The sequence below is a fragment of the Saccharopolyspora sp. NPDC002578 genome, from assembly GCF_053592695.1.
Genome location: NZ_JBSFWJ010000001.1, coordinates 39,712 through 62,936 on the forward strand (window position 1 = coordinate 39,712; position 23,225 = coordinate 62,936).

Below are 23,225 nucleotides of genomic sequence, written 5' to 3' on the forward strand. Positions count from 1 at the left end.
CTCCGGACGGACCGCGCCCACTCCGGCGTGTCGGATTCCTCGCGATTTCGCGAGAAATCGAAAGAAGTTCGCACCCGAACGGAGCCTGGTGCGCCCTTGGAAAAGGTGCCGTGACCAGTGAGGACACTTCGCGCTGGTGATCACTGCGGGCCTGCGGGGCTCGGTGATCTCTCGCGAAATTGCGGGAGGTTGAAGCAGGTTCGACCGGGGGTCAGGTGGGGTCCGGTTCGGGGGGCGTGAGCAGGGGGACGCGCCAGGACAGCAGGGTTCCCGTCGGGTCCGCGTCGGTCAGCTCCAGGGTCCCGGAGAGCTGGACCGCCCGGTCGCGGAGGTTCCGCAGGCCGTTCCCGGACGAGCCGGCGCCGAGTCCGCGGCCGTTGTCGCGGACCTCGATCGTCAGGTCCGTGCCGGTGTCGATGGACACGGTGATCGCGGTGGCCTCGCCGTGGCGCAGCGCGTTGGTGACCGCTTCCCGCACGACCGCCTCCGCGTGCTCGAAGTACGCCGCGGGCACCGCGGTGTCGATCTGGCCGGACATCCGCACCGCCGGGGTGAAACCGGCCCCGCTGCTCGCGTCCGCCACCGTGTCGAGCAACCGGCGGCGCAGGCTCACCGGATCGTCGGCCTCCGGAGCCGAGTGCAGGTCGAAGATGGCGGTGCGGATCTCGCGGACCGTGTCGTCGAGCTGCTCCACCGACTGCTGCAACCGGCGCCGCACGTCGGTGTCGGTGGCGCGGCGCAACGTCCCCTGCAGGCTCAGGCCCGTCGCGAACAACCGCTGGATCACGTGGTCGTGCAGGTCGCGGGCGATCCGATCCCGGTCGCCGAACACGTCGAGCTGCCGTTGCGCCCGGTTCTTCGCGGCCAGCTCCAACGCGATCGCCGTCTGGTCCGCGAACGAGGCCAGCAGCGGGACCTGACCCGGCCCGAACGGCCTGCTGTCCTTGCGGCGCAACGCGATCACCGCGCCCGCGCCCGCTTCGCCCGAGTGCAGCGGCACCGCCAGCGCCGGACCGTAGCCGGGCAGCACGTGCTTGAGCCCGTTGACCGGGGCCGCCGACACGTCGGCCTCCAACACCGGGGTGTCCCCGGTGAGGCTGGCCAGCACCGGGCCGTCCGTGCTCACCGGGATTCCCACCTCGATGTCGGCCTCCCCGGCGACCGCCTCCACCCGGGCCTGCCCGGAGGAGGTGCCGTGGCGGGCCAGCACGATCAGCGCGCAGTCGGCGCGGGAGATCTCCATCGCGCGCTGCGCGATGAGGCGCAGGCCATCGGCCGTGCTGACGCCGGACAGCAGCTCCGTGGTGATCTCGCTGGACGCCTGCAACCAGCGGTGCCGCAGCCGGGCCTGGTCGAACAGCCGCGCGTTCTCCACCGTCACCCCGGCCGCGGCGGCCAGCGCCCGCAGCACCACCTCGTCGTCCTGGCCGAACTCGCCGCCGTCGAGCTTCTCGGTCAGGTACAGGTTGCCGAACACCTCGTCGCGCACCCGGATCGGGATCGCGAGGAAGCTCCGCATCGGCGGATGCCCCTCGGGGAAGCCGATCGACGCCGGGTGCTGGGCGAGGTCCGCGAGCCGCAGCGGGCGCGGGTCCCGGGTGACCTGGCCGAGCAGGCCGCGTCCGCGCGGCGTCGGCCCCATCCGGGCCGCCGTGCCGGCGTCGATGCCGACGTGCACGAACTGGGTGAACTCCCCGCCGGGGCCCAGCACCCCGAGCGCGCCGTAGCGGGCCTGCACGAGTTCCGCGGCGGCCGACACGATGCGGTGCAGCGTGGTGTTTAGGTCGAGCTCGGTGCCGATGGCCAGCACCGCGTCCAGCAGGTCCTGCATCCGGTCCCGCGTGCTGACCACCCGGGCCAGCCGCTCCTGGAGCTCGCCCAGCAGTTCGTCCAGCCGCAGGTCGCCGAGGGTGGAGGCCACCTCTTGCAGCCGGTCGGTGACCGGGTCGGGACGGGAGGCATCGGACATCGCTGATCCATCGGTGTGGGCGGAGCGCGCGGCGTTTCCGGGAGGGACGCGCCGCTCGTCCGGGTGCCGGGCGGCTGGGGGAGTGGGGCCGGCGGCCGAGCTCGTGCCGGATCGTCGGAGGGCGCGAGCCGCGATGCCGGAGCCCGCAGTCGTGCCCGCGGAGGACGTGCCTGTGCTCGGTGTGCCGGCCGCGTGCCGTCGGCGCGGGGTCGAGCGTATGACCCGAGTGTGACCGACCGTTCCGTCGCCAGCTAGTCGTTCTAGAGGGGGTCCCGGGTCGGCCTGCGCAGGGGCGCGTGGCGGTGGCTCGGACCCTGCCTTTGATCTTGACCCTGAGCAGGGGAGGGCGGGGGAGTCTCTCGGCGGTTTCCTCGCTGCGGGATCGATTTCTCTTCCCTGTACCGCGAAATCGCCATCCGCGCGTGAGAACCCGCGGTCGGCCCGGCTGCGTGCCGGGTCATTGCCGCAGCGCTCGCGGGACACCGAGGATGAAGATCCGTGCTCAGGCGGGCGCCGGGGAACCTTCCGGGGGTGGGGCCAGTTCGCCCGAGTCGTCGGCGGCGAGCTTGGCGAGCAGTTCGCGGAGGCGGTCGGACTCTTCCGGGCTGAGGCGGTCCAGCATCCCGCTGTTGATCGAGTCGGCCAGCGCGGTGGTGTCGCGGAGCACGCGGCGGCCGTCGGCGGTCAGCTCCAGCTGGCGGCGCCTGCGGTCGTAGTGGTCGACGCTGCGCACCACCAGGCCGCGCTGTTCGAGGCGGGTGAGCATCGCGGCCAGCGTCGCCTTGTCGATCGCCGCCCGCCTGCCCAGTGCGGCCTGCTCGATGCCGGGGCTCTCGTCGATCGCCGTGAGCGCGGCGTACTGCGGCTTGGTGAGCTCGGGCGACCGCGCCTGCCAGCGCGCGCCGTGGTCCTGGATGACTCGGCGCATCAGGTGGAACACCGCGTTTTCCAGCTGCACAACGCACTCCTCGATGGCGGGTCGGTGGGCTCGCATCCTACGAGATCAGTGCCATCGGGGAGGTCGTTATCTCGGGACCTCGCCGCGACCAGTGGTAGTCTGTACACGAACGTTCGCATACGAACGAATGGAGGGCGGCGTGCGGCTGATCATCGGGATGACCGGGGCCACCGGCGCGCCGCTCGGAGTCCGCCTGCTGCGCGCGCTGCGCGAGCAGCCCGGCGTGGAGACGCACCTGGTGCTGAGCCGCTGGGCGCGCACGACGATCGAGCTGGAGACCGGACACACCGCGCGCGAGGTCGCCGAGCTCGCCGACGTGGTGCACGGATCCGGTGACCAGGGCGCGTCGATCTCGTCCGGTTCGTTCCGCACCGACGGCATGGTGATCGTGCCGTGCAGCATGAAGACCCTCGCGGGCATCCGGATCGGCTACGCCGACGGGCTCGTCGGCCGCGCGGCCGACGTGGTGCTCAAGGAGCGGCGCAAGCTCGTCCTGGTGCCCAGGGAGACGCCGCTGAGCGAGATCCACCTGGAGAACATGCTCGCGCTCTCCCGGATGGGAGCGGTCCTGGTGCCGCCGATGCCCGCCTTCTACGACCACCCGGAAACCGTGAGCGACGTGCTCGACCACGTCGTGGCGCGGGTGCTCGACCAGTTCGAGCTGCCCATGCCCGGCGCCCGCCGCTGGAACGGGCTCGCCGAAGCCCGCCGCGGCGACCGACCCTGAGGAGGAGAAGTGGCCCACGACGACCTGCGGTCCTACCTGGACGCGCTCGACGAGCAGGGGCAGCTGCTGCGGATCTCCGAGCAGGTCGACCCCGAGCCCGATCTCGGCGCGGCGGCCAACGCGGTCTCGCGGCTCGGCGAAGGGGCGCCCGCGCTGTACTTCGACGACGTCACCGGGTTCACCGACGCGCGCATCGCGCTCAACGCGCACGGTTCCTGGGCGAACCACGCGATCGCGATGGGGTTGCCGCCGACGACCTCGACCCGCGAGCAGGTCCAGGAGTTCATCCGGCGCTGGGAGGACTTCCCGGTGCCGCCGGAACGCCGGGCCGATCCGCCGTTCCTGGCGAACTCGCGCGAAGGCGCGGAGGTGGACCTGTTCGAGGTGCTGCCGCTGTTCCGGCTCAACGACGGCGACGGCGGCTTCTACCTGGACAAGGCCGCCGTGGTCTCGCGCGACCCGGACGATCCGGAGAACTTCGCCAAGCAGAACGTCGGCGTGTACCGGATGGAGGTCACCGGCCGTAACGAGCTCGGCCTGCAACCGGTGCCGATGCACGACATCGCGCTGCACCTGGGCAAGGCCGAGGAGCGCGGCGAGGACCTGCCGGTGGCCATCGCGCTCGGCAACGACCCGATCCTCACCGTCGTCGGCGGCACCCCGCTGGGCTACGAGCAGTCCGAGTACGAGATGGCGGGCGCCTTGCGCGGCGCACCGGCGCCCATCGCGACCGGCCCGCTGACCGGGTTCGACGTGCCGTGGGGCTGCGAGGTCCTGCTGGAAGGCGTCGTCGTGGGGCGAAAGCGGGAGATCGAAGGGCCGTTCGGCGAGTTCACCGGGCACTACTCCGGCGGCCGGAACATGCCGGTGGTGCGCATCGACCGCATCTCGTTCCGCACCGGTCCGATCTTCGAATCGCTCTACCTGGGCAAGCCGTGGACCGAGATCGACTACCTGATCGGCCCGGCGACCTGCGTGCCGCTGTACCAGCAGCTGCGCGCGGACTTCCCCGAGGTGCAGGCGGTCAACGCGATGTACACCCACGGGCTGCTGGCGATCGTGTCGACGAAGAAGCGCTACGGCGGATTCGCCCGCGCGGTGGGGTTGCGGGCGATGACGACCCCGCACGGGCTCGGCTACACGAAGGTCGTGATCGTCGTCGACGAGGACGTGGACCCGTTCGACCTGCCGCAGGTGATGTGGGCGCTGTCGACGAAGGTGAACCCGGCGAGCGACCTGGTGAACCTGCCGAACATGTCGGTCGTGGAGCTCGATCCGGGGTCGCAGCCCTCCGGCATCAGCAACAAGCTGGTGATCGACGCGACGACGCCCGTCGCCCCCGACGTGCGCGGCCACTACGGCCAGCCCGTCCGGGACCTGCCCGAAACCGGCCGGTGGGTGGAGAAGCTGCGGACCCTGCTGCGCGAGAAGTGATGCGACGTCGCCGAACGAGAGGAGTGCCCGATGTGCCCGCGTTGTGCCGCTGAGGACCTGACCAGGCAAGCCGTGTCGCCGGTCGAGGGCGTGTGGGAGGTGTGGCGCTGCGAGCGGTGCCGCTACTTCTGGCGCAGCACCGAACCGGCCCGCCGCACCGAGCGGGAGTCGTACCCGGAGGCGTTCCGCATGACGCAGCGCGACATCGACGCCGCCTCCGAGATGCCCGCGATCCCGCCGCTGCGCTCATGAACGAGGTCGCGCTGATGTGGGAGGTGCGGGTCGTGCCCGGCGAGCAGCACCGGTTGCTCGACTGGGCGCGGGAGCACGCCGTGCCCGCCGTGCGCGCGGCAGGCTGCCGCGACGTGCGGCTGTACCGGTCGGAGCAGCAACGGGTGGTGCTCATCGCCCACTTCGCGGCAGCGGAGGCACCGGTGCTGCCGGAACCTCCGCCGCACCTCGCGGCCCGGCCGCCGCACCAGTGGACGTTCGACCGCGTGCTGTGACGAGCCCGCGGTGGGGCGCTCAGGTGCGTTCGCGGGTGCAGGGGTCTTGGCAGGCGTGGTTGAGGCCGGGGAGGGGCAGCGGCTCCACCTCGACGCGCCGCGTGCCGATGGTGAACCAGGACAGCACGCCGCCGAGCGCGCACACCGCCGCCGAGATGAGCATCGCGAGCCCGAACCCGGCACCGACGGTGCCGCCTGGTTCGGTCATCCCCGCCACCAGCGGCAGCACCGCCACCGCGACCAGCCCGGCCAGCCGGGAGATCGCGTTGTTCACCCCGGAGGCCACCCCGGCGCGATCCTGCTCCACGGAGGCCAGTACGGCGGAGGTCAGCGGCGCGACGGTGATCGACAGGCCGAGACCGAACACGACCACACCGGGCAGCACGCCGGTGAGGTAGCTGGAACCCGGCACCGCCAGCGTCATCAGCGCCAGCCCGGCGGCGCAACCGAAGGGGCCGATCGTCATCGGCAACCGCGGCCCGGTGCGCTGGGCCAGCGCCCCCATCCGGCCCGAGATCAGCAGCATGATCACGGTGATCGGCAGGGTAGCCACCCCGGCGCGCAGCGCCGAATACCCCAGCGTCTGCTGCAGCTGCAGCGAGAGCAGGAACAACGCGCCGCTGAGCGCGGCGTAGACGGTGAACGTGGTGAGGTTCGCGCCGGTGAACTGCCGCGAGGCGAACAGGTTCAGCGGCAGGATCGGGTCCCGGGTGCGGCGTTCGATCAGCGGGAACGCGACGAGCCCGGCGACACCGGCGGCCAGCGCGAGGACGGTGAGCGGGTTCCAGCCGCGCGCGGGCAGTTCGATGAGCGCGTAGATCGCACCGGCGAGTCCGAGCGTGACGCTGCCCGCCCCGGCCAGGTCGGGTGTTCCCGCGCGACCGCTGCGCGTCTCCGGCACGTGCTTGGCGGTGACGAACAGGGCGACCGCGGCCAGCGGCACGTTGATGAAGAACACCCAGCGCCAGGACACCGCGTCGACGAGCCAGCCCCCGACGAACGGTCCCAGCGCCGAGGACACCCCGGTCAGCCCGGCCCAGGTGCCCACGGCGCGGCCCCGGTCGTTGGCGGCGATGGTGGAGTTGATCAGCGCGAGGCTGCCGGGGACCAGCAGTGCACCGCCGACGCCCTGCACCAGTCGCGCCACGATCAGCGCCTCCCCGCTGGGCGCGAGCCCGCAGCCGAGGGAGGCGGCGGTGAACACGACCAGCCCGGCCTGGAACACCCGGCGGCGGCCGTAGCGGTCCCCGAGCGCGCCGCCGAGCAGCAGCAGCGAACTCAGCGTGAGCAGGTAGGCGTCGAGCACCCACTGCAGGACGGCGAACCCGCCGCCGGTGTCGCGCCCGATGGCGGGCAGCGCCACGTTCACCACCGAGCCGTCCAGGAACGCCACTCCGGAACCGAGGATGGTGCCGACGATGATCCACCGGCCGGCGCTGCTGGCCAGCGGGATGGACGCGGTGGGATCCGGGCTGCTCATGCGGTCCTCTCCAGGAGCTGGACTGGAACCTCCTCGACCCACCGAGAATAGGTGTCCGCACTCTTACCGGCACTGTTCTTGGCCTGGGTAGGGGTCGGGTGGCGGAACCTCAGTTGCTTCCTCGCTGCGGGATCTTTTTCCCAAGTGGCTCCGCCACGAGGGAAAAAGCTGTCCTCGCGAGGAAGCAACTGAGAACCCGCTGGTGGTCGGCTTGCTCTGGCTGGTCGCTGCTCAGCGGCTTCGCCGCTGACAGGACAAAGACAACAACGTCGCTCCCAGGGCAAGATCAACGATAGGCGGGTTTCGCCATCCGGCCGCCCGGGCGAGCCGTGTTTATCCATTGTGGACGATTGACGGCGGGCGTGGTGGTGCGTAGAACACTGGGCGATGACCGGTGGGGCGATGTGCTGGAGTGGCCGATGACCGGAATCCGCCCGGAGAACCCGCGCATCGACGGGCGGCCGGGGCCGCTGCTCGGCGTCGACGACCTCGCGCCGGTGCTCAGCTGGTCCTTCGTACCGGAGGACGACGAACCCGGCGGCGTGCAGACCGCCTGCCACGTGGTGGTCACCGATCCGGACGGCGCGGTCTGGTGGGACACCGGGATCGTCGAGTCCGGCCTCGCCCAGGTCCGCTACGCCGGGCCGGAACCCGGCGCCCGGCAACGGCTCCGCTGGCGGGTGCGGGTCCGCGACGAGCACGACCGCTGGTCGACGTGGAGCGCTTGGTCCCACTGGGAGCTGGGGCTGCTCACCCGGTGCGACTGGGCCGAGGCGAGCTGGATCGCCCACCCCGAACGGGAACCCGGTGATCCGCTGCCGATCTTCGCGCGGTCGTTCACCGCGCGGGCGCCGGTGAGCCGGGCGCGGCTGCACGTGTGCGGGCTCGGCGTCCACGTCGTCACCCTCAACGGGCGGCCCGTCACCGACGAGGTGCTGGCGCCGGGCAACTCGAACTACCAGCGCTCCGCGGAACACCGGGTGCACGACGTGACGGAGCTGCTGCACGACGGCGAGAACACCCTGGGCGTCGCGCTCGGCCACGGCACCGCGCACGTGCACCGGCACGGCACCAACGGCGGCGCGCGCGACCCCTACTCGTGGTGGACGAGCGAGGAACCCGCCACGGGTGCGCTGCTGGTGCCGGTGCACCCGGGAGCCGACCGGATCCGAGTGGCCGAACCCGCGGCGCACCACGTCGGGAGCTCCGTCACCGTCGGTACCCGGCAGTGCTGGGAGAGCAGGCAGATCGCGGCGGTCGACGCCCGCGGGCTGATCATCACCCCGCCGCTGGAGCACGGGCATCCGGCGGGTGCCCCGGTGGTGGGCTCCGGCGATCCGGTCGCGGAGTGGGAACCGACCGCGGGCGCGGCGGTCTCGCCCCGGCTGCTCGCCAGGCTGGAGATCACCGGCCCGGACGGGTGCAGCGCGGTGGTCAGCGGGCCGGACTGGCGCGTCGCGCTGGGGCCGGTGGTGACCGACAACTGGTTCTCCGGCACCGACCACGACGCTCGCCGCGAACAGCCCGGCTGGGACCTGCCGGGCGCCGATCATTCCGCGTCCGCGCCGCGCCGCGACGGCACGCCCACGGGCTGGGTCGACGCGGTCCGCACCACCCCGCCGAACGGCACCACGGAACTCGTGTGGCGCCAGGCCCCGCCGGTCCGCGTGGTCCGCGAGTGGCGGCCGGTCGCGGTGCACGAGGTGTCGCCCGGCCGCTGGGTGTTCGACCTCGGGCAGAACATCGCGGGCTGGCCGCAGCTGCGGCTGCCGCCGGTGCCGCCGGGCACGGTGGTGACGCTGCGGCCCGGCGAGTCGCTGCACCCGGACGGCACCGTGGACCAGACCTCGATCCGCAACGATCAGCGCGGCACCGACGTGTTGCACACCTACACGGCGTGCGGCCTGCCGCGCGGGGAGCGGTGGCGCCCGTCGTTCCAGTACTTCGCGATGAGGTTCGTCGAGGTCACGGCTCCGGTGCGGCCCGAGGTGCTGGGCTTGCAGCTGCGGGCGGACGCGCCGCGCGCCGGAGCGGTCCGCACCTCCGACGAACGCCTCGACCGGTTGCACCGGATGGCGCACTTCTCGGTGGCGTCCAACCTGATGTCGGTGCTCACCGACTGCCCGGGACGGGAGAAGCTGGCCTACGGCGCCGACTACACGCATCCGATGGGGGTGCTGTCGCGGCACTTCGACCTCGCCGCGTACCTGCCGACGATGCAGCGCCACCTCGCCGAGGGCCAAGCGGGCCGCGGGCCGGACGTCGGCAACGTGGCGCTGAAGGCCCCCGTCTACGACTGGGGCTACCAGGGCGCGTTCGGCGACGAGGTGAACTGGGGCAACGCGATCGTGCTGGTGCCGTGGCTGCTGCACCGCATCTACGGCGACACCCGCACGATGGCGGACCACTACCCGAACATGACGGGCTTCCTCGACTACCTGCGCCGTCGCAAGGCGCACGCGAACCTGGTGACGGGGGAGCTGGGAGACTGGGTCGCCGCGGAGGAGACCTCCGGTGAACTGACCGGAACGTGGGGTTATCACGCCACGGCCCGATCGCTGGCCGAGATGGCGCGAATTCTGGGGAATCACGCGGATTCCCGGGAATTCGGGGAGCTCGCCGACGAGATCGCCGCGGCGTTCCACCGGCGGTTCTACGTCCCGGAGCTCGGCCGCTACAGCGGGGACGGCACCGAGGCGGGCGCGACGCAAGCGGCGCAGGCGATGCCGCTGGACGCCGGTATCGTGCCTTCGGCCGAACGCGAGCGGGTGCTTGCGGCCCTGGTCGAACGGATCCGCACGCCGGACGGCCCGCACCTGCGCGCAGGGCACCTCGGGCTCGGCCCGGTGGTGCGGGCGCTGCGCGACGCCGACCGCGACGACGTGCTGTGGGAGGTGTCCCGGCAGGACGCGGAACCGAGCTACGGGGCGTTCCTGCGGGACACCGCGGCGAATCCGGGCGGGCTCACGACGATCCCGGAGCAGTGGGACATGCGGAACTCGCTCAACCACATGATCCTCACGCAGCTCGACGAGTGGTTCCACACCGGACTCGCCGGGATCACCCAGGCGGCGGGGTCCGCCGGGTTCCGGACGCTGCGCATTCGGCCGAAGGTGGTGGGCGAACTGCGCTGGGTCGAGGGCCACTACACCACTCCGGCCGGGCGCGTCGAGTCCCGTTGGCGCCGCGACGGCCGGGAATTCACCCTCACCGTGCGGATTCCGCCGAACACCACGGCGCAGGTGCACGTGCCCGGCCGGATCGCCGGGGCGAGCCGGATTCGGGACGGCCGCGGGATCTTCGAGGTGGGGCCGGGGGTGCGCACGTTCCGCTCGACGCTCCCGCGCGCGGACGCGGGGGAGGAGCGGTGAATTTCGCGAGCAATGCCGGAATTCACCCGCAGTTGCGGTGGAATTGATCCAACCGTGGTGGGAATAACGCGATCTGGCGAGAAATGGTCACCGGGGTTCTCCCGCACGGTCGTCTCGGCCACGGTATGGATCCAGTCGGCCCCGAACAGCGGACAGAGGTGCGTGTGAGCGCGAACAGAGCGGAGCCTGAATGTTCGGACGACCTCGCCGAGGACGTGACGGTCCTCGGCTGGGTGCCCGAACCCGCTGAGCTGTCCGATGTGGAACTGCTGCTCGACGGTGCTTTCCCGCCGCTGGGCGGATTCCTGGACGCGGCCGAGGCCGAATCGGTGCGCACCCGGCGGCGGTTGAGCGACGGGACGCCGTGGCCCGCGCCGATCACGCTGCCGGTCCCTGCCGAGGTCGCCACCGCCGACGAGATCGAACTGCGCGACGCCGAGGGCGCCCCGGTCGCGCTGCTGCGCAACATCGCCCCCTGGTCCGACGGCACCACCTGCCACGTCTCCGGTCCGCTGCGCCCGGCCGCCGCACCCGGTGGAGCGCTGCGCCGGATGCGCCCCCCGGCCGCGGAGGTCCGGGCGGGACTGCCCGCGGGCCCGGTGCTCGGGCTGGTGGCGGACGAGCCGCTGCACCATCGGGAACTCGCGCAGGTCCGCGAACTCGCCGCCGAACTCGACGCGCACGTGCTGCTGCTGCCGCGGATGACGGGGCCGCGACCGGAGATCCTGGTGCAGGCCCTGCTCGCCGCCCGCCCGCACCTCCCGGCGGGCACCACGATCGTGCCGGTCCCGCTGGCGCGCCGCGCCGACCCGGACGGCGATGCGGCGCTGGCCGCCCAGGTCGCCGCCGCCTACGGCGCGACCCACCTGATCACCGAGCGGCAGGTGGACGGCTGCCCGATCCCCGTGGTCGAACCGCCCGAGATGCTCCGGGACTCCGAGGACCGCTGGACCCGCGCCGGCATCGGGCCCGGCAGCGGCGGCCTGAGCACCGCCGAACTGCGCGCCCGCCTGGACGACGGTGCCCCGCTGCCGTCCTGGTTCACCACCCCGGAGATCGCCGAGCAGCAGCGGCGGCTGCACCCGCCGCTGAACCGGCGCGGGTTCACGGTGCTGTTCACCGGGCTCTCCGGCGCGGGCAAGTCCACCTTGGCCCGCGCGCTGCGCGACGTGCTCAGCCAGCACGACCACCGGGCGGTGACGCTGCTCGACGGGGACGTCGTGCGCCGGACCCTGTGCGAGGGCCTCGGGTTCTCCGCCGCCGATCGCAGCCGCAACGTGCGGCGCATCGGTTTCGTGGCCTCCGAGGTGACCCGCCACGGCGGCGCCGCGATCTGCGCGCCCATCGCGCCCTACGAGGACGACCGGGACGCGGTGCGCCGGATGGTCGCCGAGTGCGGCGGGTTCGTGCTGGTGTACGTGGCGACCCCGCTCGGCGAGTGCGAACGCCGCGACCGCAAGGGCCTGTACCGCAAGGCCCGCGCCGGTGCGCTGCCCGAGTTCACCGGGGTGTCGGCGCCCTACGAGGCACCCGCCGACGCCGACCTGGTGCTCGACACCTCCGGACTGTCCCAGGACGAAGCCGTCGGCCGGGTCGTGGCGCTGCTGCGGGAGCGGGGCTGGGTGGGGTCGTGGACCTGGGAGTGACCCTGACCGGTCTGCTGACCGGGTTGCTGGTCGGACTGACCGGGATGGGCGGCGGAGCTCTCACCATGCCGCTGCTGACGCTGGTGTTCGGCGTGCCGCCGCTGGCCGCGGTGTCCACGGACCTGGTCGCGAGCGCCGTGATGAAACCGGTGGGCGCCGCGGTGCACCTGCGCCGCCGCACGGTGCACCTGCCGACGGTGGGGCTGCTGTGCCTCGGTTCGCTGCCCTGCGCGGCGGTCGGCTCGGTGTTGGCGGGATCGCTGGGCGCGGGCACCGGATCGGTGCTCAAGGCGGTCAGCGCCGTGGCGGTGCTGTTGGCCGCGGCGACCCTGGTGGTCCGGATGTACCTGGACCGCGGTCGTGGCAGCGCGAGCGGCGGGCCGCGGGTGCGGCCGGTGCCCACGGTGCTGCTGGGCGCGGTCGCGGGATTCATCGTCGGCACCACCTCGGTCGGCTCGGGTTCGATCGTCATCGTGTGCCTGCTGCTGCTCGACCGGGCGATGAGCTCGGCCCGGCTGGTCGGCACCGACCTCGTCCAGGCGGTCCCGCTGGTGCTGGTCGCGGCGCTCGGGCACCTGCTGCACGGTGAGGTCCACTTCGGACTCGTCGGGTCGTTGCTGGCCGGTTCGCTGCCGGGCGTGCTCGCCGGCGCACTGCTGTCGGCGCGCATCCCGGACCGGCCGGTGCGGGTGCTGCTGGGCGGGATGCTCGCGGTGACCGGCTCGATGCTGCTCGGACTGGGGGCGGTCCTGGCCGCCGCACTGGGGACGGTGGTCGCGTTGGCCGCGGCGATCACGACGTCCGGGAAGTTCTCCCGCGATCGGGCGCCGGCCCCGGCGGGAGACCGAATCGACGCCGGCGCAGAAGGAGGAACCGGGTGAAGGCGGACGATGATCACGAACTCGCCGCGCGGCTGGCGAACGAGGCGGGTCAGTGCCTCCTGGAGCTCCGCGAGCGCAGACAGTCCGAAGTGGACGGCAAAACCCTCGGCGACGAGGGCGACGCCGCCGCGCACGAACTGCTGGTGAACGCCCTAGCCGCGCAGCGCCCGCACGACGCGGTGCTCTCCGAGCACGGCGAAGCCGGGCCCGCGCGGGAACCCGCGGGCCGGGTGTGGATCGTGGACCCGCTCGACGGCACCAGGGAGTTCTCCGAGCCGGGCCGCACCGACTGGGCCGTGCACGTGGCGCTCGCCGAAGGCCACGACGTGCTCGCCTCCGCCGTCGCGCTGCCCGCCAGAGGGCTGGTCCTCGACACCGGCGCGCCGCCGAAGCCGCCCGCGCAACGGGCCGGCGCGCCGCGCGTCGCGGTGAGCCGCAGCCGCCCGCCGGAGTTCGTCGGCGAGGTCGCCGCCGCCATCGGCGCGGAACAGGTGCCGATGGGATCGGCGGGCGCGAAGATCGCCGCCGTCGTCCTCGGCGACGTCGACGCCTACGTGCACGCGGGCGGCCAGTACGAGTGGGACAGCGCCGCCCCCATCGGCGTCGCCCGCGCCGCCGGGCTGCACACCAGCCGCCTCGACGGTTCCCCGCTCGTCTACGACCGGCCCGACCCGTGGCTGCCGGACCTGCTGGTGTGCCGTGCGGAACTGGCCGAGCCGCTGCTGACGGCGTTGTCCCGCTCGGCCGCGACCCGTCCCGAGGGGAGCTCGTGATGCCCGCCGAACCCGCACTGTCCCGCTTGGACATCCTCGAATCCGAGGCGCTGCACCTGATCCGCGAGGTCGCGGCCGAGTTCGACCGGCCCACGCTGCTGTTCTCCGGCGGCAAGGACTCGGCCGTGCTGCTGCGGCTCGCGGAGAAGGCGTTCTGGCCCGCGCCGATCCCGTTCCCGGTGCTGCACGTCGACACCGGCCACAACTTCGACGAGGTGCTGGAGTTCCGGGACCGCCGGGCCGCGGAGCTCGGCGTGCGCCTGGTCGTGGCCTCCGTGCAGGACTCCATCGACGCCGGGCGCGTCGTGGAGCAGGAAGGCCGCGGCGCGAGCCGCAACCGCGCGCAGACGGTGACGCTGCTCGACGCCATCGGCGAGCACCGGTTCGACGCGCTGTTCGGCGGGGCCCGCCGCGACGAGGAACGGGCGCGGGCCAAGGAGCGGATGCTCTCGTTCCGGGACGCCTTCGGCCAGTGGGATCCGCGCAACCAGCGCCCGGAGCTGTGGAACCTCTACAACGGGCTGATCTCGCCGGGCGAGAACGTGCGCGCCTTCCCGCTGTCGAACTGGACCGAGCGAGACATCTGGACCTACATCGACCAGGACGGGGTGGAACTGCCCGGCCTGTACTTCGCCCACCGGCGCAAGGTCTTCGAACGCGACGGCATGTACCTCGCCGACAACCCGTTCGTGCACCGCGACCCGGACGAGCCGCTGGTGGAGAAGTCCGTGCGGTTCCGCACCATCGGCGACATGACCTGCACCGGCGCGGTGCCCTCCACGGCGGCCACGGTCGCCGAGGTGATCGCCGAGATCGCCGCCACGAAGGTCACCGAGCGCGGCCAGACCCGCGCCGACGACCGCGCGAGCGCCGCGTCGATGGAGGACCGCAAGCGAGAGGGATACTTCTGATGAGCCTGTCCACCGACGCCGAGCAGCAGGTCTTCGCGCCCGCCGACAGCCTGCTGCGGTTCGCCACCGCCGGTGCCGTCGACGACGGCAAGAGCACCCTGATCGGCAGGCTGCTGCACGATTCCCGCTCGCTGCTGGCCGACCAGCTGGAGATGCTGGAGCTGGCGGGCAAGGAACGCGGCGACGAGGTGCTCGACCTGGCGATGGTCACCGACGGGCTGCGCGCGGAACGCGAGCAGGGCATCACCATCGACGTGGCGCACCGCTACTTCGAGACCGCGCGCCGGGCGTTCATCATCGCCGACACCCCGGGCCACGCCCAGTACACCCGGAACATGGTCACCGGGGCGTCCACCGCGGACCTGGCGATCGTGCTCGTCGACGCCCGCAACGGGCTCACCGAGCAGAGCCGCCGCCACGCCGTGCTGGCCGGGTTGCTGCGGGTCCCGCGGCTGGTGCTGGCGGTGAACAAGATGGACCTCGTCGGCTACGACCAGGGCGTGTTCGACGAGATCACCGCGGAGTTCGCGCGCTTCACCGACGAACTGGAGCTGCGCGACGTCGCGGCCATCCCGATCTCGGCGCTGCGCGGCGACAACGTGGTGCACCGGTCCGCGGAGATGCCGTGGTACGACGGCCCGGCGCTGCTGGAGCACCTGGAGCAGGTGCACATCGACGAGGACCGGTCGGCGGGCGACTTCCGGCTGCCGGTGCAGTACGTGATCCGCGCGCAGGGGCAGGACTACCGGGGCTACGCGGGGCAGATCAGCGGTGGCCGGGTGCACGAGGGCGCCGAGGTGCTGCACCTGCCCTCCGGGCTGCGCACCAGGGTGACCTCGGTGGACACCGCCGACGGCGCGCTGGCGGAGGCGCGGGCGCCGCAGTCGGTGTCGGTGCGGCTGGCCGACGAGATCGACGTGGGCCGCGGTGATCTGCTGTGCGCGCCGGACGTCGCGCCCGCCGCGGCCACCGAGCTGTCGGTGCGGGTGTGCTGGATGAGCGCGAAGTCCGCGCTGCGGCCGGGCGCGCGGCTGCTGCTCAAGCACACCACGCGAACCGTCAAGGCCGTGGTCACCGAGGTGCACCACCAGGTCGACGTCACCACGCTGCGACGCGATCCGGCGCGGGAGCTCGGGCTCAACGACATCGGCGAGGTGGGGCTGCGGCTGGCGCAGCCGGTGTTCTGCGACCCCTACGAGCGCAACCGGCTCACCGGCGGGGGATTGCTGATCGACGAGTCCACGCACGCCACCGTCGGCGCGGTGATGATCACCGAGGCGCGCTGACCGCGCGCTGGGGACAGCGGGAAGGCCCGACCGCTCGGGCGAGCACAACAAGGAGCAACACCATGGTGAAGATCATCGGGGCCGGGTTCGGCCGCACCGGAACGGCGTCGATCAAGTCGGCGCTGGAGCACCTCGGCTTCGGGCCGTGCTACCACATGTTCGAGGTCATCGCGGAACCCGAGCGGATGCAGGACTGGGCCCGCGCCCTGGACGGCCCGGTCGACTGGGACCAGGTCCTCGGCGGCTACAAGTCCACTGTGGACTGGCCTGGCTGTACGTTCTGGCGGGAACTGATGGCGGCCTACCCCGACGCCAAGGTCCTGCTGACCACGCGCGACCCGGAGCGCTGGTACGACAGCACCTACAACACGATCTACCAGTTCGTGCAGGACCCGCCCGGCGACGCCGACGACGCGTTCACCACGAAGCTGCGCCCCACCATCGAGCGGATGATCTGGAACGGCACCTTCGACGGCCGGTTCGAGGACCGCGCCCACGCCATCGAGGTCTTCGAACGGCACAACGCCGAGGTCCGCGCCGCCGTGCCCGCCGACCGGCTGCTGGAGTACCAGGTCGGCCAGGGCTGGGAGCCGCTGTGCGACTTCTTCGGCGTCGACGTGCCCGCCGAGGACTTCCCGCACATCAACGACAGCGCCTCGATCCGCGACCTCGCGGAGCAGGTGCAGTCCCAGGGCAGGTTCCCCTCACCGTTCACGACCGCCTGAGAAGGCTTCGAAACCTGGTCGCGCAGGGCAACGGGTAGCGCACGTCGGCCGCCTCCTCGCGGCGGAGCGATTTCACGAGCGGCGCCGCCGCACGAGGAATCGCCGCCCACGCGAGGAGGCGGCCGAGAACCCGCCAGTGCTCGTCACCGCGCGGCGGCCCCTCCGCTGCGACGACGGCACCCGCGTGCACCCTTCCCGCGCGGCCGGTTTTCAAGCACGTCACCGAAATTCCGAGGAGCCGACCGATGACGACCACCCCCGACCCCGCAGTGGGGCGGCGCAGCGTGCTGCGCATGATGGCCGCTGCAGCCGCCGTGCCCGCGCTCGTGAGCACCGGCACCGCCGCGGTCGCCGCCGCCGCGCCGCGCGCCGGGACCCTCGCGGGCCACACCTTCGTGAGCCGCCCCGACCTGAACCCGCCGCAGGTGGAGATCAGCACCCCCGCCGCCGGCGTCGAACCCGGCTACGTGCTGCTCACCCCGGCCGGGGCCAACAAGCTCAACGCGGCGGCCCCCGCCCCGCGAGCCGACTTCCAGCCCGGCGCGCTGATCATGGACGACCTCGGTCAGCCGGTGTGGTTCTCCCGGCCCGCCGAGGGCGTCATCGCCGACATGAAGGTCCAGCAGTACCAGGAGAAACCGGTGCTGACCTTCTGGGAGGGCGCGATCCACATCCCACCCGGCTTCGGAGAGGGCCGGTTCGTGGTGCTCGACGAGAACTACGAGCGCATCGCCGAGGTCAGCCCGGCCAACGGCCTGCAGGGCGACATGCACGAGTTCGTGATCACCCCGCGCGGCACCGCGCTGGTGATCGTCTACTCCGAGGTGCGCGCCGACACCACCCCCGTCGGCGGGGCGCCGGACTCGAAGGTCCTCGAAGGCGTCATCCAGGAGATCGACATCGCCACCGGCGACCTCGTGTTCGAGTGGCGCAGCCTGGAGCACGTGACGCTGGACGAATCCTTCTACCCCGTGCCGAAGGACCCGGAGGAGTGGTTCGACTACATCCACCTCAACGCGGTCTGCGAGGACGGTGACGCGCTGCTCGTCTCGGCCCGCTGCACGCACGCCGTGTACCGGATCGACCGCGCCACCGGCGAGGTCAACTGGCGGCTCAACGGCAAGAAGAGCGACTTCGTGATGGGGACCGACGCGCCCTTCGCCTGGCAGCACGACTGCCGGCGGCAGGCCGACGGCGTCATCAGCCTGTTCGACAACGCCGCCGCCGCACCCGGCCGCGGGAAGTCCCGCGCGCTCACCCTCGCCGTGGACGAGACGGCGCGCACCGCGGAAGTGGTGCGCAGCAACGAGAGCCCCGAAGGGCTGCTCGCGCCGAACCAGGGCAACACGCAGGTCCTCGCCAACGGTCACCTCTTCGTCGGATGGGGCGGCGAGCCGTACTTCACCGAGTTCGACGAGAACGGGACCGCGCTGTTCCACGGCAAGTTCGTCGATTCCATCACCTCCTACCGCTCGTTCCGGTCGGCGTGGGTCGGCAGGCCGCTCGACGCGCCCGCCGTGGCCGGGCAGGCAGGCGACGGCGTGACCAGCGTGTACGCCAGCTGGAACGGCGCGACCGAGGTCGCCGGCTGGCGGGTGCTGACCGGCCCGGACGAGGCGAACCTGACCCCGGTGCAGGACGCCGAGCGCGCCGGGTTCGAGACCAAGGTGGACGTCCCCGGCGGCGCCGCGTTCGTCGGCGTGCAGGCGCTCGACCGCGACGGCGCGGTGCTCGGCACCTCCCCCGCGGTCGCGGTCAGCTGACGCGGCGGTCCGCGACCCGGCCGGGGTGCGGCCGGGTCGCGGACCGGACGGCAGGCGGGAACGCGCCGACGACGCGGCTCATAAGGTGTGCGGGAGCCCGTCGACCCGCCCTACCGATCGTGAGCACGCGCATGCCCCATGCAGCCCCCGCGGGGACTCCCGCCTCCGAGGTCGTCATGAACGACCGCCTCACCGACCTCGTGTGCCTGCGCTGCGAACGGGCCTACCCGGTGGCCGACCACACCGCGGGCTGCCCGCGCTGCCTGGAGCAGGGCTTCCCGGCGAACCTGCGCTGCCGCTACGACGGCGACCCCGTCGGGCAACTCGCGCTGACCGGGGCGCGGACCCTCGGCGAAGGCGCCACGCCGCTGTTCCCGCTGCCCGCCGGGCTCGCCCCGGACGGCGTCGAGGTGTGGGTGAAGAACGAGTCCGCCAACCCCACCGGTTCGCACAAGGACCGCTTCAGCTGGGGAGCGGTGGGCCGTGCCGCCGCGGCCGGGTACGAGTCGGTGGTGGCGGCCTCCTCCGGCAACGCGGCCGTGTCGCTGGCCGCCTACGCCGCGGCCTACGGACTCGGCTGCGACCTCGCGGTCACCCGAGAGGTGCCCGCCGCGATCAGCGCTGCGGTGCGGGACACCGGCGCCCGGCTGCACGTGTTCGACAGCGCCGAGCAGCGCTGGGACTTCGTGCGCGACCACGGAGCCGACCCGGCGCGGCTGCCGGTGACGAACTACGCGCGCCCCGTCGTGGGCAGCAGCCCCTACGGCGTTGACGCCATGCGGCCCATCGGGTGGGAGATCGTCGACGAGCTGGGACGGGTCCCGGACCACGTGCTGCTGCCCACCGCACGCGGCGATCTCGCCTACGGGGCCTACCTCGGCCTGCGCGAGAGCGCGCGGCGCCACGACCGGCCCTGCCCGCGCATCCACCTGGTCGAACCGTTCCCGCGCCTGCGCGCGGTGCGCGCCGGGGCGGACGTGCGCAACTCCTTCGCGGGCGACGCCGCCGCGACCCCGTCCATCGGCGGCGACTCCACGACGCTGCAGGCGCTGCGGGTCCTGGAGGACACCGGGGGCGTCCCCGTCGTCGTCGACACCGGCGTCGAGCAGGCCCGGATCGGCTTGGCCCGCAACGGCATCCTGCTCGAAGGCGCCAGCGCGATCGTGCTGCCCGCACTGCACTCGCTGCACGACCGCATCGCCCCCGGCGAGACCGCGGTCCTGCTCGCCACGGCTCATCCCTTCAAGGGCCTCTGAGAATCCTTCTTTGTTCTGGCCCGGGTAGGGGTCGGGTGGCGGAACCTCAGCTGCTTCCTCGCTGCGGGATCATTTTTCCAAGTGGCTCCGCCACGAGGAAAAAGGCTGTCCTAGCGAGGAAGCAGCTGAGAACCCGCGGGTGGTCTTCTTGCTCAAGCTGGTCGCTGCTCAGCGGCTTCGCCGCTGACAGAACAACGACCACGAACGCTGCTCACGTCGAAGGGCGAGAGCAAAGGCAGGTGGTCAGCGGCGTTTTCGTTGCGGGATCGATTGTTCGTGCGTGTTCGACGCGCAGCGAATTCGCTGTTCTCGCGCGGAGGCCGCCGAGAACCCGCCGTGATGCCGGTTGCGCGTGATCACACCTCACCGGGAACGGGTCGTGTACACGCCGTGGGGGTGCTGGTGGTAGCCCTTGGCTCCGACGGCGCGGGCCAGCGGGCTGCGGATGTCCTCGTCGGCGCGGACCAGGTCGAGCACGTGGCGGAAGTCGAACCGGGGGGTCCAGCCGAGGTCGGCGCGGGCGCGGTCGTTGACGTACACCCGGTCCAGGCCGGGGAACATGCGCCAGCCGCGGCGGGCGAACTCCGCCACGTGGTCCGGGAACAGCCGCCGCACCACCGCGGGCGCGTCGGACCGCAGCTGAGCCAGGTCCTCCGGTGCGAACGGGGGAGTGGCGCTGACGATGTAGCGCCCGAACCCGAGCTGCGGCGCCCGCGCCAACGCGAGGCGGTGCGCGTCCACCGCGTCCTGCAGCTCGACGCGCCGGTACAGGAACTCGTTCACCTTCGTGTTGAGCCCGTCGTAGGCGGCGCGCACCTCGTCCCGGTCGTCGTCCTCCGGGAAGAACCGCGAGGTCCGCAGCACCACCACCGGCAGCCCGAGCTCGTGGTGGAGCAGCTCGCAGACCTGCTCGGCGGCGATCTTGGTGACGCCGTAGATGTTGCGCGGCACCGGAACCACGTCCTCGGTGATCCAGGCGGCGGGTTCGTCCGCGGCGGGCGTCAGCGCACGGCCGAACGCGCTGGTGCTGCTGGTGAACACGAAGCTCCGCACCCCGGCCGCGGCCGATTCCTCCAGCAGCGCCAGGGTTCCGGAGACGTTGGTGTCCACGAACGCCTGCCGGTCGTGCGAGCTCACGTGCGGCTTGTGCAGCGTCGCGGCGTGCAGCACGCCCGTCACGCCGTCCAGGCAGCGGCGCAGCACCTCCCGGTCGGTGATCGACCCGGTGGCGGTGGTGAACCGCGAGTCCAGGACGTCGAGCCCGACCGCGTCGCGGCCCTCCGCGCGGATGCTCCGGACCAGCGCCTCGCCGAGGTGCCCGGCGCTACCGGTGACCAAGATCTTCTCATCGTTCACGGGCCACGACGCTAGTCGTCGTGCTCCGTCGGCGAAATCGAATTCGCGGCGCGCTCATTCGCGGACGATGACCACCGGGCACTTGGCGTGCACCGCGCACCGCTGGCTCACCGAACCGAGCAGGGTGCGGTAGAAGCCGCCGTGCCCGCGGCTGCCGACCACCAGCAACTGGGCGCCCTCGGCGGCTTCCAGCAGTGCCTGCGCCGAATGCCCGTGCACGACCACGCGTTCCACTTCGGCGCCGCCGCCGGTCACCACTTCCACGGCGTCGTTCATGTTGCGCTGCGCGGCGGCCTGGAAGTCGTCCGGCGGCATCGGGCCGCCCTCCCAGCTGTAGAACGCCGGGTACTCCCAGGCGACGACGGCGCGCACGGTGGCGCCGGTGAGCTCGGCCTGCCGCAGCGCCCAGCGCAGCGCCGCGCGGGACGGTTCGGAACCGTCGACTCCCACGATGATCGCGTTCTCGGTCGTGCTGCCCATGCGCCACCTCGACTGGTGTGGTCCGCCGCGCTCGGCGGCGGAAGGACGGCTTCGCACTCCGGTGCCCCGGTTCCTCCAGTGTGCGATGAACGCCGCGCCGGCCGGAACCCCCGGTTCACCCGTCCGGCGGCGCAGCGCCGCGAGCCGGACGGTGCACGGCGAACGGAACGTGATCGAGCAGGAACGGAACTCTCCGTGTCCGAGGCTCCGATCAGGGGTCACTCGGCACGGTGGGGTGGCGCGTTTTTCCGCTCGATAAAGGGAAATCCGGCCGCTGATCCACACACGACCGGCGTCTTGCCGTGACGGGTGTGGCGGGGGTTACCTCATGGGGCACGTTTCACCGAGAGCAAGGGGGCGATCATGACGACAGCCGCGAACGGAACCACGGGGCGCTACCTGGTCCTGCTGGAGGACGACGCGACCGTGCTCGGCGCCCGGGAACTCACCCGGCTCGCCGGGATCCGCACCGCCAGCACCGCCGACGCGGCCGGAGCCGGGCCCGGCGAACTCTTCAGCGGCGCGGGAGGCGTCGTCCTGCACGAACTCGGCGTCGCCCTCATCGACGCCGCCGAGGACCAGATCGCCGCGCTGCAGAACTCGGTGCGCGAACGCGGCACACCGCTGGTGGCCATCGAGGCCGAGCGCGAGGTGTTCGCCATCGGCTCACCGCAGCCACCGGCCGACGGCGAGGTCACCTGGGGCCTGCGGGCCGTCCGCGCCGACCGCAGCGCCCCCACCGGAGCCGGCATCCGGGTGGCCGTGCTCGACACCGGTTTCGACCAGGCGCACCCGGACTTCGCGGGCCGCGACATCGTCACCGCGTCCTTCGTGGACGGCCAGGACGTCCAGGACGGCCACGGCCACGGCACGCACTGCATCGGCACCGCGTGCGGACCGCGCAGCACCCAGGCCGGTCCGGGCTACGGCATCGCCTCCGAGGCCTCGATCTACGCGGGCAAGGTGCTCGGCGACGACGGTTCCGGCGGGGACAGCGGAATCCTCTCCGGCATCCAGTGGGCCATCTCCAACGGCTGTTCGGTCGTGTCGATGTCACTGGGCGCGGCGACCCAGCCGGGCCAGCCGTTCTCGGACGCGTTCGAGCGGGTCGCGCAACGAGCGATCCAGCGCGGCACCCTGATCGTCGCCGCGGCCGGCAACGAGAGCCAGCGCTCCGCAGGCAGCATCGCGCCCGTGGGCCACCCGGCGAACTGCCCGTCGATCCTCGCCGTCGGGGCCGTGGACGAGCAGGGCGCCATCGCTGACTTCTCCTCCGGGACGGTCGACCAGATCGGGCAGGTCGACGTCGTCGGACCCGGCGTCGACGTGTACTCCAGCTGGCCGGGCCAGGAGCGCTACCGCAAGATCAGCGGCACCAGCATGGCGACCCCGCACGTCGCGGGTGTCGCCGCACTGCTGGCGCAGCAGCACCCGGAGCGGGCCTGGGGCCTGTGGGCCCGCCTCGCGCAGAGCGCGCGGCGGCTCCCGCTCCCGTCGACCGACATCGGCGCGGGCCTCGTGCAGGCTCCTTGATCCGCTCCCCGCGCTGAGCGCGTGATCCGGTAGGTGCGGCGAGTGCGCTCCGGGCGTGCTCGCCGCATCGTCGTGCTCACGGCGGCACGTGTGTCGTTCCCCCGATCCGGGTAATCCTCGCGCAGCCGGTCAGGTGCGCTGAACCGGTCAAGCACGATGGGGTGATCGCT

19 protein-coding genes are annotated in these 23,225 nt (G+C 72.5%); 14 read left to right on the forward strand and 5 right to left on the reverse strand.

The genetic code is table 11. The features are described 5' to 3' along the window. Window positions 1–211: 211 nt before the first annotated feature. Both ACWD38_RS00195 and ACWD38_RS00200 read right to left on the reverse strand, forming a co-directional pair. Window positions 212–1,969, reverse strand: a complete 1,758-nt coding sequence (locus tag ACWD38_RS00195; protein WP_450122981.1) for a GAF domain-containing protein — start codon at window positions 1,967–1,969, stop codon at window positions 212–214. A gap of 502 nt (window positions 1,970–2,471) precedes the next feature. Then, a complete protein-coding gene (locus ACWD38_RS00200) occupies window positions 2,472–2,927 on the reverse strand; it encodes a MarR family winged helix-turn-helix transcriptional regulator (RefSeq protein WP_343071369.1) in 456 nt (151 codons plus the stop codon). A gap of 139 nt (window positions 2,928–3,066) precedes the next feature. Between ACWD38_RS00200 and ACWD38_RS00205 the strand changes: the two genes are divergently transcribed. Genes ACWD38_RS00205 through ACWD38_RS00220 form a run of 4 tightly spaced genes read left to right on the forward strand, consistent with a single transcriptional unit; the run spans window position 3,067 to window position 5,594 of the window. Next, window positions 3,067–3,654: a non-oxidative hydroxyarylic acid decarboxylases subunit B gene (locus ACWD38_RS00205; protein ID WP_184479182.1), complete on the forward strand. Its 588-nt coding sequence runs from the start codon at window positions 3,067–3,069 to the stop codon at window positions 3,652–3,654. Window positions 3,655–3,663: 9 nt separating this feature from the next. Further along, window positions 3,664–5,088: a non-oxidative hydroxyarylic acid decarboxylases subunit C gene (locus tag ACWD38_RS00210; protein WP_184479183.1), complete on the forward strand. Its 1,425-nt coding sequence runs from the start codon at window positions 3,664–3,666 to the stop codon at window positions 5,086–5,088. Between the two features lie 30 nt (window positions 5,089–5,118). Beyond that, window positions 5,119–5,340, forward strand: a complete 222-nt coding sequence (locus tag ACWD38_RS00215) for a non-oxidative hydroxyarylic acid decarboxylases subunit D (protein ID WP_184479184.1) — start codon at window positions 5,119–5,121, stop codon at window positions 5,338–5,340. After that, window positions 5,337–5,594 (forward strand): hypothetical protein, encoded by a 258-nt coding sequence (locus ACWD38_RS00220; protein WP_184479185.1) that lies wholly within the window; start codon window positions 5,337–5,339, stop codon window positions 5,592–5,594. Before ACWD38_RS00215 ends, ACWD38_RS00220 begins: the two co-directional genes overlap by 4 nt. 19 nt (window positions 5,595–5,613) lie before the next feature. Here ACWD38_RS00220 and ACWD38_RS00225 read toward each other — a convergent pair whose 3' ends face one another. Beyond that, a complete protein-coding gene (locus tag ACWD38_RS00225; protein WP_184479186.1) occupies window positions 5,614–7,074 on the reverse strand; it encodes an MFS transporter in 1,461 nt (486 codons plus the stop codon). Between the two features lie 419 nt (window positions 7,075–7,493). On the opposite strand from ACWD38_RS00225, the gene ACWD38_RS00230 reads away from it, so the two are divergent. The 9 genes from ACWD38_RS00230 to ACWD38_RS00270 all read left to right on the forward strand — a co-directional run bounded on the left by ACWD38_RS00230 (window position 7,494) and on the right by ACWD38_RS00270 (window position 19,686). After that, on the forward strand, window positions 7,494–10,445 hold the full coding sequence (locus tag ACWD38_RS00230) for an alpha-L-rhamnosidase (protein ID WP_184479187.1): 2,952 nt from the start codon (window positions 7,494–7,496) through the stop codon (window positions 10,443–10,445). Window positions 10,446–10,609: 164 nt separating this feature from the next. Then, window positions 10,610–12,091 carry an adenylyl-sulfate kinase gene (gene cysC / locus ACWD38_RS00235; protein WP_450122982.1) on the forward strand — a complete coding sequence of 494 codons (1,482 nt, stop codon included), beginning with the start codon at window positions 10,610–10,612 and terminating at the stop codon, window positions 12,089–12,091. Beyond that, on the forward strand, window positions 12,076–12,972 hold the full coding sequence (locus ACWD38_RS00240) for a TSUP family transporter (protein ID WP_184479189.1): 897 nt from the start codon (window positions 12,076–12,078) through the stop codon (window positions 12,970–12,972). Before cysC ends, ACWD38_RS00240 begins: the two co-directional genes overlap by 16 nt. Further along, window positions 12,969–13,745, forward strand: a complete 777-nt coding sequence (locus ACWD38_RS00245) for a 3'(2'),5'-bisphosphate nucleotidase CysQ (protein WP_450122983.1) — start codon at window positions 12,969–12,971, stop codon at window positions 13,743–13,745. The genes ACWD38_RS00240 and ACWD38_RS00245 overlap by 4 nt, the downstream gene beginning before the upstream one ends. After that, a complete protein-coding gene (cysD, locus tag ACWD38_RS00250; protein WP_184479191.1) occupies window positions 13,745–14,656 on the forward strand; it encodes a sulfate adenylyltransferase subunit CysD in 912 nt (303 codons plus the stop codon). Before ACWD38_RS00245 ends, cysD begins: the two co-directional genes overlap by 1 nt. After that, on the forward strand, window positions 14,656–15,942 hold the full coding sequence (locus tag ACWD38_RS00255; protein ID WP_450122984.1) for a sulfate adenylyltransferase subunit 1: 1,287 nt from the start codon (window positions 14,656–14,658) through the stop codon (window positions 15,940–15,942). The genes cysD and ACWD38_RS00255 overlap by 1 nt, the downstream gene beginning before the upstream one ends. 62 nt (window positions 15,943–16,004) lie before the next feature. Further along, window positions 16,005–16,667 (forward strand): sulfotransferase family protein, encoded by a 663-nt coding sequence (locus ACWD38_RS00260; RefSeq protein ID WP_184479193.1) that lies wholly within the window; start codon window positions 16,005–16,007, stop codon window positions 16,665–16,667. A 245-nt stretch (window positions 16,668–16,912) separates the two neighbouring features. Then, window positions 16,913–18,430: an arylsulfotransferase family protein gene (locus ACWD38_RS00265; protein WP_246456784.1), complete on the forward strand. Its 1,518-nt coding sequence runs from the start codon at window positions 16,913–16,915 to the stop codon at window positions 18,428–18,430. 119 nt (window positions 18,431–18,549) lie between these two features. Next, the gene (locus tag ACWD38_RS00270) at window positions 18,550–19,686 is read left to right on the forward strand and encodes a threonine synthase (protein WP_450122985.1); all 1,137 of its coding nucleotides are present in this window, start codon (window positions 18,550–18,552) and stop codon (window positions 19,684–19,686) included. A 363-nt stretch (window positions 19,687–20,049) separates the two neighbouring features. On the opposite strand, the gene ACWD38_RS00275 is transcribed toward ACWD38_RS00270, so the two are convergent. Both ACWD38_RS00275 and ACWD38_RS00280 read right to left on the reverse strand, forming a co-directional pair. Beyond that, window positions 20,050–21,042, reverse strand: coding sequence for an NAD-dependent epimerase/dehydratase family protein (locus ACWD38_RS00275; protein WP_184479195.1), 993 nt, complete (start codon window positions 21,040–21,042; stop codon window positions 20,050–20,052). Window positions 21,043–21,096: 54 nt separating this feature from the next. Then, window positions 21,097–21,522, reverse strand: a complete 426-nt coding sequence (locus ACWD38_RS00280) for a universal stress protein (RefSeq protein ID WP_184479196.1) — start codon at window positions 21,520–21,522, stop codon at window positions 21,097–21,099. Between the two features lie 363 nt (window positions 21,523–21,885). Here ACWD38_RS00280 and ACWD38_RS00285 point away from each other — a divergent pair, with 363 nt between their 5' ends. Continuing rightward, entirely contained in the window at window positions 21,886–23,055 is a 1,170-nt protein-coding gene (locus tag ACWD38_RS00285) for a S8 family serine peptidase (RefSeq protein ID WP_184479197.1), read from the forward strand. Window positions 23,056–23,225 lie beyond the last annotated feature (170 nt).